This is a genomic window from Bartonella quintana (assembly GCF_009936175.1).
Lineage (GTDB): Bacteria > Pseudomonadota > Alphaproteobacteria > Rhizobiales > Rhizobiaceae > Bartonella > Bartonella quintana.
On record NZ_AP019773.1, the window covers coordinates 1,577,879 to 1,588,683 of the forward strand.

At 35.9% G+C, this 10,805-nt stretch carries 9 protein-coding genes; 3 read left to right on the forward strand and 6 right to left on the reverse strand.

What is annotated here, in order from left to right; genetic code table 11:
* Positions 1–27: 27 nt before the first annotated feature.
* From ftsY to gloB, 3 genes are all read left to right on the forward strand, one after another.
* Positions 28–1,239, forward strand: coding sequence for a signal recognition particle-docking protein FtsY (gene ftsY / locus MF1_RS06540; RefSeq protein ID WP_014924628.1), 1,212 nt, complete (start codon positions 28–30; stop codon positions 1,237–1,239).
* Positions 1,236–1,925 carry a septation protein A gene (locus MF1_RS06545; RefSeq protein ID WP_161510736.1) on the forward strand — a complete coding sequence of 230 codons (690 nt, stop codon included), beginning with the start codon at positions 1,236–1,238 and terminating at the stop codon, positions 1,923–1,925. Before ftsY ends, MF1_RS06545 begins: the two co-directional genes overlap by 4 nt.
* A 69-nt stretch (positions 1,926–1,994) precedes the next feature.
* Positions 1,995–2,771, forward strand: coding sequence for a hydroxyacylglutathione hydrolase (gene gloB / locus MF1_RS06550; protein WP_161510737.1), 777 nt, complete (start codon positions 1,995–1,997; stop codon positions 2,769–2,771).
* A gap of 450 nt (positions 2,772–3,221) precedes the next feature.
* Here the strand turns inward: gloB and MF1_RS06555 are convergent, their stop codons facing one another.
* From MF1_RS06555 to rho, 6 genes are all read right to left on the reverse strand, one after another.
* On the reverse strand, positions 3,222–4,127 hold the full coding sequence (locus MF1_RS06555) for a ParB/RepB/Spo0J family partition protein (protein ID WP_161510738.1): 906 nt from the start codon (positions 4,125–4,127) through the stop codon (positions 3,222–3,224).
* A 48-nt stretch (positions 4,128–4,175) separates the two neighbouring features.
* On the reverse strand, positions 4,176–4,973 hold the full coding sequence (locus MF1_RS06560; protein ID WP_161510739.1) for a ParA family protein: 798 nt from the start codon (positions 4,971–4,973) through the stop codon (positions 4,176–4,178).
* A gap of 6 nt (positions 4,974–4,979) precedes the next feature.
* A complete protein-coding gene (gene rsmG, locus MF1_RS06565; RefSeq protein WP_161510740.1) occupies positions 4,980–5,627 on the reverse strand; it encodes a 16S rRNA (guanine(527)-N(7))-methyltransferase RsmG in 648 nt (215 codons plus the stop codon).
* Positions 5,627–7,495, reverse strand: a complete 1,869-nt coding sequence (gene mnmG / locus MF1_RS06570) for a tRNA uridine-5-carboxymethylaminomethyl(34) synthesis enzyme MnmG (RefSeq protein WP_161510741.1) — start codon at positions 7,493–7,495, stop codon at positions 5,627–5,629. Before mnmG ends, rsmG begins: the two co-directional genes overlap by 1 nt.
* A 109-nt stretch (positions 7,496–7,604) precedes the next feature.
* A complete protein-coding gene (gene mnmE / locus MF1_RS06575; protein ID WP_161510742.1) occupies positions 7,605–8,915 on the reverse strand; it encodes a tRNA uridine-5-carboxymethylaminomethyl(34) synthesis GTPase MnmE in 1,311 nt (436 codons plus the stop codon).
* A gap of 33 nt (positions 8,916–8,948) precedes the next feature.
* Positions 8,949–10,214, reverse strand: a complete 1,266-nt coding sequence (gene rho, locus MF1_RS06580) for a transcription termination factor Rho (RefSeq protein ID WP_011179970.1) — start codon at positions 10,212–10,214, stop codon at positions 8,949–8,951.
* Positions 10,215–10,805 lie beyond the last annotated feature (591 nt).

A 10,805-nucleotide genomic window follows, 5' to 3' on the forward strand; every position in this document is an offset into this window, starting at 1 on the left:
GAATGCAGCCTGAGTGAGAAAGTTTTCATGACAAAATCTTTTATCAAAAAAATACTTCCTTTCAACAAGTTTAAAGAACAGGAAATAGACCAAATCCCCGCACTTTGTGAAATTAATATGATAAAAGAAAGTGAAAACACGAAGAACAATCAGTCCTCTTTAGACGTCGAAAAAGCAGAAAATCAAAGTACAACACCTACAAAGCACAATGAAAAAACTCTCCCCTTTGAAGCATATTCTGGCAAAGTAATTGTCACAGATACAATCCATGAAAAAAGAAATGAAGAGTTGTTTCCTATGTCTTCTGTTGAACAGAAAAAGACAGCATGGTTTAGGCGTCTCCAAAAAGGGTTAGCTCTTTCCTCTCAACGCTTAAGCGAATCTATTGGTGAACTCTTTGTTAAAGAAAAACTTGATAAGGATACGCTGCAAAAACTGGAAGACATTCTTATTCAAGCTGATCTTGGTGTGGAAACAGCTGCACATATCACCGACACCATAGCATCCAGTCGTTACGAAAAGAGTCTATCTCCAGATAACATTCACACCATCATGGCGAATGAAATTGAAAAAATATTAGAACCTGTTGCAATTCCACTAGAACTTGATCTCAATCATAAACCTCATGTTATTTTGCTGGTAGGTGTAAATGGTACAGGAAAAACAACGACTATTGGAAAACTTGCAGCGAAGCTAACCAAAGGGGGATTAAAAGTTATGCTTGCCGCCTGTGATATGTTTCGCGCTGCCGCCATTGAGCAACTGCATATTTGGAGTGAACGCATAGGAGCTCCTGTTGTTTCAACAAAATTAGGTGCAGATGCTGCTAGCTTAGCGTTTGATGCCTATGAAAAAGCAAAAAAAGCAAATAGTGATGTATTGATTATTGATACAGCCGGGCGTTTACAAAATAAAACAGAACTGATGGATGAATTAGCAAAAATTATTCGTGTTTTAGGCAAACATAACCCCCACGCACCTCATACAATACTTCAAACACTTGACGCAACTACCGGGCAGAATGCGCTCAATCAAGTAGAGATTTTCCGCGATATCGCCGGTGTTAATGGTCTAGTCATGACAAAACTCGATGGTACTGCACGGGGAGGAATTCTTGTTGCCATCGCCGCAAAATATAAATTACCCGTTTATTTTATTGGTATCGGAGAGGATATTGAGGATCTTCAGCCTTTTTCTGCCTCTGACTTTGCCAAAACGATTGCAGGAAGACACTCATGAATCAGCATTTTTCTGAACCTAATTTATCTAATAATCTCGATTCGAAAAATATTGACGGTTATCAAAAACCGTCTCTTTCACCAATATTTAAATTTTTCTTGGAAATGGGTCCATTGGTCATCTTTTTTCTTGCCAATTATAAGGGTGAATGGCTCATAAACAATATTGGATTTTTTAAAAGCTTTAATAAACCTATTTTTCCGGCAACAGCTTTTTTCATGGTAGCAATTCTTTTTACTCTGAGCTTATCGTGGTTCCTTATACGAAAAATTCCTATAATGCCTCTTATTTCAGGGATATTTGTTTTGGTCTTTGGATTTTTAACCCTTTTGCTTCACAACGATATTTTTATCAAGATGAAACCGACAATCATTAATAGCTTATTCGCTCTTATTCTCTTTAGTGGTATGTTTTTTAAGAAACCACTTTTGCGTTATATTTTTGATTCTACTTTTAAACTTGATGATTTGGGGTGGCAAAAACTTACTTATCGTTGGGCATTTTTTTTCATTTTTCTTGCTGTTTTGAATGAAGTCATTTGGCGCAATTTTAGCGATAATTTTTGGACTAGCTTTAAAGTGTTTGGTATCATACCTATAACAATTTTCTTCATGTTTACACAGATGCCCGTTATACTTAAACATTCAAAGGATCTTTTGAAAGAAGAGGAAAAATTCGATTCTTAAATATTTTGCATTTATCGATACAAATTATTTTGTAGATTTATCATTGCACACTGTTCACGGAGGGAATAAGTGTTAATTGAGCAATTTATCTGTCGAGAAGATAATTTTGGTGTACTCATTCATGATGAAAGAAGCGGCTACACAGCTGCAATTGACGCACCTGAAAGCAAAGCTATTTGTAGCGCTCTAAAACGCCGTAATTGGACGCTTCAGACTATTTTTGTGACTCATCATCATCATGACCATGTAGAAGCGCTAGCAGAGTTAAAGCAAATTTATAAGTCTGTAGTTATTGGACCAGAAGCAGAAAAGGAAAAGATTGGTCATCTTGATCAAACACTTCAACCTGATGAAAGTTTATTTTTTGGCACACACACACTTTTAGCGCTCTCAACACCTGGTCATACGCTAGGATCATTATCCTACTATTTTCCCCAGGAAAATTTACTTTTTTCTGGAGATACGCTTTTCTCACTCGGCTGTGGACGTCTTTTCGAAGGAACACCAGCACAAATGCTAAACTCTTTTAAAAAGCTTCGTCAGCTTCCCGATGAAACACTCCTTTATTGTGGCCATGAATATACTAAAACCAACGCTCTTTTTGCATTGACACTTGATTCACACAATCAAAAACTTCATCAAAGGGTAGAAGATGTTTTTTTGTTGCGCGCAAAAAACGCCATGACTTTACCGGTAACCTTAGGGCAAGAAAAAGCGACAAATCCTTTTCTTCGCTGGGATAATAGAACTTTGCGAAAGAACCTTGCAATGGAAAAAGAAACAGATGAAGAAGTCTTTGCTGAAATTCGGAAAAGAAAAGATAATTTTAAACCCTGTTTAAATTGACATTGCATTTGCTTTTCCTTTTGTGGCATACGCTTAAGTAACAATGGCTAAAGGAATAGATAATCTTTTTTATATCAGCTGGTCATTGCGAATTATCCCTTAACAGAAGATTTTCCTTTAAAGTTAGAAAAATTGAAAAAGAATCTAAGAAATTACCCGCGAAACAGGAAATACATAATACCAAAAATGAGAACTTATTGAAGGACATATCGCTTGTGTTTTTAGAAAATAAAAACTCATGTGTGTTTTAAGAGAAAATAGTCTCACATCAAAAGATTTTTTTACCGGTCTCTTAGCACTTAAAACAACATTAATAGTACTTATAAACGAAAATATGCTTTCTGATCAAAAAAAATACTGTATCTTTAAAAAATCTCGAATTTGATAAAAAATATACGTACAGAATAATCAACGTCTTTAAAAAAGAGAACTCCTTTTTTAAACCATTTATCAATTTTGCAAACGCCGGCAAATATAATCCAATTGTTCCAATGAAGAGTAGTGTATTTTTAAATCACCACCTTTTTTGCCATGCCGAATGATCACTTTCATCCCAATAACATCTGCAAGTAGTTTTTCTAAAGATTTTATTTCTGCATCTTTCTCCACAGAAGTTCGTTTTTTGACTTTTGTATTTGCTTGTTCATATGCAAGTATTTCTGTTTGACGTACAGAAAGTCCTTCACAAATAATCTTCTCAGCTAAATCCTGTGGATTATTAGCAGTTACAAGACAGCGTGCATGGCCAGCGGAGAGTTGCCCATCGGTTAAAAATTGTTGTACTTTTGGTGGAAGTTTTAGCAAACGAAGTGTATTTGCAACATGGCTTCGACTTTTTCCAATCACTTGTGCCAAATCTGCTTGCGTATAACCATGCTCACTCAGCAAAGCTTCATAAGCCATTCCTTCTTCGATAGGATTAAGATCGGAACGCTGAATATTTTCAATAATTGCCAATTCCAGTGCTGTTTTATCATCTACATCACGAATAATGACTGGCAATTGATTTAAATTTGCGCGCTGTGCAGCACGCCACCGCCGCTCTCCAGCAATTAATTCAAACCGATGAGGATGATCACGTGAAGGTCTTACAACAACAGGTTGAACAACACCATGCTGGCGAATTGATTGTGCCAAATTATCAAGTTCTGAATCGGTAAAATGGCGCCGTGGATTATTCGGATTGCACGAAATAGATTCAAGTGGCACAAATTGCTCAGAAACAGAAGAAACCGTACTAAATTCTGGCAATTTATCAGCACTCGATGAATGCGCAAGATTGTTGTTTAAACTGATATCTCCAATCAATGCTGCTAACCCACGCCCTAGTCTTTTTTTTGATTGATCATCATTCATAATTTTGCTCTTTGAATTTATTTAACAAAAATTGTTTTTCTTACATTTCTAAGCAGCAGCTTGTGCTTGTTTTTCACGTTGAATCACTTCAGATGCCAAACGCAAATAGGCTTGGCTACCAGCGCATTTGAGATCATAAAGCAAAACTGGTTTACCGAAAGAGGGAGCTTCAGACACACGTACATTTCGTGGAATAACGGTACGATAAACTTTATCTCCTATAAAAGAGCGTACATCTTCGACGACCTGATTAGAAAGATTATTACGTCCATCATACATGGTGAGGACAATACCTTGAATTTTTAAAGACGGATTAAGAACAGATTGCACTTGTTTTACTGTTTCAAGTAATTGGCTTAAACCTTCAAGGGCTAAAAATTCACATTGCATAGGCACCAACACAGAATCTGCAGTCCCCATAGCATTGAGTGTGAGAAGATTAAGAGAAGGCGGACAATCAATCAAAATATAATTGAATTTTTTAGCCATTTTTGGATCATCATAGAAGGCTTTACGCAACCTTTGAATACGATCTTGTGATGAAGCAATTTCCATTTCTACACCTAAAAGATCAAGCGTGGAAGGCACAATAGAGAGATTAGGCACAGCTGTTTTTAAAGCTGCTTTTGTAACTGAAACTCCTGAAATCAAAACATCATAAGACGATAAAGGACGGCTATTACGATTAAATCCTAGTCCTGTACTGGCATTACCTTGTGGATCTATATCCATAATGAGAACATTTTCACCAATGGCTGCTAAAGCTGTTGCAAGATTAATTGCTGTGGTTGTTTTGCCGACCCCACCTTTTTGGTTTGCAATAGCGATAATCCGTGTTTCGCTCATTTTGCCTTACCCTCTACATGATCGAACATGAGAAATTTCTAAAATGACAGAATTTTTATCAATTTTACTCTTATGTTTTAACAGATCAAACTGCCAATTGGCAGAGGCATTCTTTATTTCTATAGCGTAATCCCGACCTTTTTGCAAAAGAGCTATTGTTTTTTGTGTTAACAAAGGAAAAATAAGCTGTAAAAGCTCGTCTAAGCAAGCTAACCCTCGTGCTGTTATAACGTCTGGTTTTTTTATTTTTTGATATACATCCTCGATTCTACAGTGATGAACTGTCGCTGGAAGATTAAGTTGAGAAATAACTGTTCTTAAAAAAGCTATTTTTTTTCCATTGCTTTCAACGAGATCAATATGCCCTGCTTTTTTTGTTTTTAGAAAAATAGCAATAACAATTGCAGGAAATCCTCCTCCAGATCCAAGGTCACACCAGTGCAAAAAGTTACTATGTAAAGGATAAATTTGCGCTGAATCCAAAATGTGACGTATCCATAGAACGGGTATTGTTGCAGCAGATATTAAATTAATATGTGCATTCCATTGAAGTATTAAAGATTCAAATTGTATTAAATCGTTCATTGTTTCATGTGAAACAAAAGGAACGATATTTAAGAGCGCTTGATATTTTTGTTCTGTAGAAACATTCATTAAGCTGATTCAGCCTTTTCACGTCGTTGGCGTTGAATATAAGTGATAATAAGCGATAATGCTGCTGGTGTCATACCATCAATTTTTTGTGCATCAGCAATTGAACGCGGCGATATTTTTTGAATTTTCGTTTTTAGCTCATTTGAAAGACCCGAAATTGTCTGAAAATCAAGAGAAGAAGGAATTTCTAAACGCTCGTCACGTTGAAGAGCAGAAATATCCTGTGCTTGTTTTTCCAAATAAACTGCATATTGTGCTTCAATTTCTAAAGATTCAACCGTTTTAGGATCCATTGATTGTAACTGTTGCCAAAAATGTGAAAGACGTTCTATACTCATGTGAGGATAAGCAAGAAGATCATAAGCTGAACGTCGAATCCCATCGTGATTCACTTGCAATCCATGAGCAGATGCCTGATTAGGCGTTAGAAAAAGTTTTTGACATATTGATCGTGCTTGATCAAGACGTTGCTGTTTTTGTTGATAAAAGTCCCAACGTTTTTGACTCACAATACCCCATTGCTGTGCCAAAGGTGTTAAACGAGCATCAGCATTATCAGATCTCAAAGACAAACGAAATTCAGCACGTGATGTAAACATTCTATAAGGTTCACTAACTCCACGTGAAACCAAATCATCGACCATCACGCCAATATAAGCTGTAGAACGACTTATAATGATCTCGTTTAATCCCCCCACTTTACGTGCAGCATTTAACCCAGCTAGAAGACCCTGTGCTGCAGCTTCTTCATATCCTGTTGTACCATTAATTTGGCCTGCTAAAAACAATCCTGGTAAAGAGCGTAACTCTAAAGTTTTTGTCAATTGTTGTGGATTAACAAAATCATACTCAATAGCATAACCAGGTTGTAAAATTTTAACACTTTCTAACCCTTCAATTGTCCTTAATAAAGCAACTTGTACATCCTCAGGAAGAGAGGTAGAAAGACCATTTGGATAAATAGTATCATCATTTAACCCTTCTGGTTCCAGAAAAATCTGATGCCCATCACGTTCTCCAAATTTAACAATTTTATCTTCGACTGAAGGGCAATAACGTGGTCCTAATCCCTCAATCATTCCAGAATATAAAGCAGAGCGGTGAATATTTTCACGGATAATCTGATGTGTTTGTGTATTTGTACGTGTTATGGCACATTCAATTTGAGGTTGTTCAATTTTTTCTGTTAAAAGAGAAAAAGGCACTGGATCTTCATCAGCCTTCTGCTTAGAAAGACACTTCCAATTAATTGTTTTTTTACTAAGACGGGCAGGGGTTCCTGTTTTTAACCGTCCAAGATTTATATCATATTTTTTTAAACGTTCAGCAAGCTGTACACTTGAATGTTCACCCATACGTCCAGCAGCCCATGTTTTATCACCAATATGAATCAAGCCATTTAAAAATGTCCCTGTTGTCAAAACAACAGCACCAGAAAAAAGTTCTCCTTGTTTTTTTAAAACAACACCTGAAACACAATTATCTTTAACAATCAGATCGACAGCTTCATCTTCAATAAGAATAAGATTATCTTGTTCTTGTAAAAATTTTTGAATTGCTTTTTTGTACAATTTTCTGTCTGCTTGCGTGCGCGGTCCTCTTACTGCTGGTCCCTTGCGCCTATTAAGAAGTCTAAATTGAATTCCAGCAATGTCCGCTGCTCGCCCCATGAGACCATCCAAAGCATCTATTTCACGAACCAGATGTCCTTTTCCAAGTCCGCCAATAGCGGGATTACACGACATTGTTCCTAGTGCTGAGATTTTATGTGTAACAAGCGCTGTACGTGCTCCAGAGCGTGCTGAAGCTGAAGCAGCTTCACAGCCAGCATGACCACCTCCAATAATAACAACATCATATAATTGCATTTGATCCATTCCACAGAAAATCGCTCTCAAGTTTTACGTGAAACAAAGTATTTAAAATACATAATATTCCTAATCTGTCTATGAAATAATCGATGTTTCACGTGAATCATTACTTACCAATGCAAAATTCTGAAAAAATAATATCAAGCAGATCTTCAACATCTATATCTCCGGTAATTTTTCCGAGAAAAACACTCGCACAGCGAAGATGTTCTGCACGTAAACTGAGATCAAGAGAACGGTAATTGATAGAAGCTTCAATCTCCCTAATAGCCTCTTTTAACAACTGAAGTTGTCTCTTACGTGCTGGAAAAAGGTTTCCAATTTCAGAAACACGACGCAAACAAAACGATTCAAGTTCCTTGATAAAATAATCAAAATTTAGACCCGTTAATGCCGAAAATTGTATAGTCCAAATCTTTTTATTCTCTTCTTCATAAAGATCAAGCTTATTGCCTACATGCCATATTTCAGCTGATGTTTCTGGTAAATTAACCTCTTTAGGGTTTCCCATATCATAAACTAAAATAACCAAATCAGCATCTGCAATGTGCTGTTTTGCGATTTCTATTCCCAACTGTTCAATTTTGTTTTCTGTTTCTCTAAGACCAGCAGTATCCATTAAAAAAACCGGTAAACCACCCAAAACAAGTCTTATCTCCAAAGCATCACGCGTTGTTCCTGCTTCTTCCATTACAATAGCAACAGACTTTCCAGCCAAACGATTCATAATGCTTGATTTTCCAGAATTTGGAGCACCTGCAATGACAATTTTTAACCCATCACGTAAGATATTTGCACGTTCTCCTTGGGTAATATGGTCTCGAATAGAAATACAAAGTTCTTCAACATCTTCCCAAACTTTATCAGATATCAAGTCGGAAACATCAGCTTCATCAGAAAAATCAAGTTCTGCTTCAATAAAAGCTCGTGCCTTTATAAGTCTGTTACGCCAATCGCGATAAAGCGTTGTTAAACGCCCACTTGTACCCATAACTGCTAAACGTCGTTGACTTTCCGTTTCTGCCTCTATCAAATCAGCAAGACTTTCTGCTTGGATGAGATCTAATTTTCCTTCCATAAATGCACGACGCGAAAATTCACCTGCCTCCGCACTACGGCATCCATCAAATGTGGATAATTCATCAAGAAAACGATTAACAACTGCCTTGCTTCCATGCAAATGAAATTCTGCACAATCTTCTCCCGTAAAACTATGAGGAGCAGGAAAAAAAACAGTTAAAGCAGAATCTAAAAAGCTACCATCACGTGCTGTAAGATTTCCATAATGCATGAATCGTGCTTTAGGTAGATGACCACAAAGTGCTTTAACAATATTGATAACATGAGGACCAGAAAGCCGAATGACCGCAACCCCTGAAGGTAACAACCCACTCGAAACAGCAAAGATTGTATCCACAGGATCTATCCTAACAAAAAAAACTTAATCTTTCTACGTATTCATTGAATCAAAGAATTCGCTATTATTTTTTGTTTGTTTTAACTTATCAATCAGAAACTCAATTGCATCTGTTACATTCATAGGTGCTAAAATACGACGAAGAACAAAAATTTTGTGTAAATCTTGTCGCGCTACTAAAAGCTCTTCCTTGCGTGTTCCAGACTTCAAAATATCCATAGCGGGAAAAATGCGCTTATCAGCTACTTTACGATCGAGAACAATTTCTGAATTACCTGTTCCTTTAAATTCTTCAAAAATCACCTCATCCATACGGCTACCCGTATCAATTAAAGCCGTTGCAATAATAGTTAAAGATCCACCTTCTTCAATATTCCGTGCTGCCCCAAAAAAACGTTTTGGACGCTGTAGAGCATTTGCATCCACACCACCTGTCAAAACCTTACCTGATGAAGGAACAACCGTATTATATGCACGCCCAAGACGTGTAATAGAATCAAGAAGAATAACGACATCACGTCCATACTCGACTAAACGCTTGGCTTTTTCAATAACCATCTCAGCTACTTGTACATGACGCATTGCTGGTTCATCAAAAGTAGAAGAAACAACTTCCCCTTTTACAGAACGCTGCATATCAGTAACTTCTTCTGGCCGTTCATCAATTAAAAGGACAATAAGATAACATTCAGGATGATTCGTAGTAATAGAATGAGCAATATTTTGTAATAAAACGGTTTTTCCTGTCCTAGGAGGTGCTACAATTAATCCTCGCTGCCCTTTTCCCAATGGAGATATCAAGTCAATTACCCGTGATGACATATCTTTTTCTGTAGGATCTTGTATTTCCATTTGGAAACGTTCATTCGAGTAAAGGGGAATGAGATTATCAAAGTGAATTTTATAACGAATTTTTTCGGGATCTTCAAAATTGATTGTGTTAATTTTAAGAAGAGCAAAATAACGCTCTCCTTCTTTTGGACTACGTATAGGACCTTCAACAGTATCCCCTGTTTTTAAAGAAAAAGACTGAATTTGTGCAGGCGAAAGATAAATATCATCAGGTCCTGGAAGATAATTGGCATCAGCGGATCGCAAAAATCCGAACCCATCTTGTAAAACTTCAACGACTCCCTCTCCGATAATTTCTATATCTTGCGAAGCAAGTTTTTTCAAAATAGCAAACATTAATTCTTGTTTGCGCATGAGGGAAGCATTTTCAACTTCTAATGTTTCAGCAAAAGAAACAAGTTCAACTGGGTTTTTACTTTTAAGTTCTTGTAATTTCATTCCTTGCATGAAATATGCTCTTTAGTAGGTAGGGGAATTATTTCCGAAATCAATTTGTGGAAAATTTAAAGAATAAACCATTTTTGGTAAGGTGAGGATATTCTATACTTAACTTTCTTAAACTGCAAGTGTCCTTCATAAGATTTATCTTCGTATAAAATTTAATAATCATATAAAAAAATCGCTTCTACAAATTGAAATGATTTATAAAACATCAAAAAAATGTATTAGTAAATTTAATAAAGAAATATAACAACGCCTTATATCGTTAATAAATAAATATTCAAAAAGAATTTTATTTTTTCTGAAATTTTTTATTAATAATTTAAGGAACAAAGATTTTTCTTATTTAAACCTGTGTTTAATGGGGATTATTATTTATACTTCATTCATCCTCAATTTTATCCACAAAGAAAAAGAAAAAAAAATAAATTATACCTATATCTTAAGGGTATTATCCCCATTATTTTTTCGTGAGAGGACTTTATTTATTATAATTGTTCAATTTGTGTATAATAATGGAAAATTTTCTCTAAATTTTCATTTTATAAAAGACTATGAGGATATATACACATTTATTAACAAGGGATTAAAATTTTT

Coding starts and splice junctions, on each gene's coding strand:
- ftsY (WP_014924628.1), top strand. CDS start 28: ATGACAAAATCTTTTATCAAAAAAATACTTCCTTTCAACAAGTTTAAA.
- MF1_RS06545 (WP_161510736.1), top strand. CDS start 1,236: ATGAATCAGCATTTTTCTGAACCTAATTTATCTAATAATCTCGATTCG.
- MF1_RS06555 (WP_161510738.1), bottom strand. CDS start 4,127: ATGAATGATGATCAATCAAAAAAAAGACTAGGGCGTGGGTTAGCAGCA.
- MF1_RS06560 (WP_161510739.1), bottom strand. CDS start 4,973: ATGAGCGAAACACGGATTATCGCTATTGCAAACCAAAAAGGTGGGGTC.
- rsmG (WP_161510740.1), bottom strand. CDS start 5,627: ATGAATGTTTCTACAGAACAAAAATATCAAGCGCTCTTAAATATCGTT.
- mnmG (WP_161510741.1), bottom strand. CDS start 7,495: ATGCAATTATATGATGTTGTTATTATTGGAGGTGGTCATGCTGGCTGT.
- rho (WP_011179970.1), bottom strand. CDS start 10,214: ATGCAAGGAATGAAATTACAAGAACTTAAAAGTAAAAACCCAGTTGAA.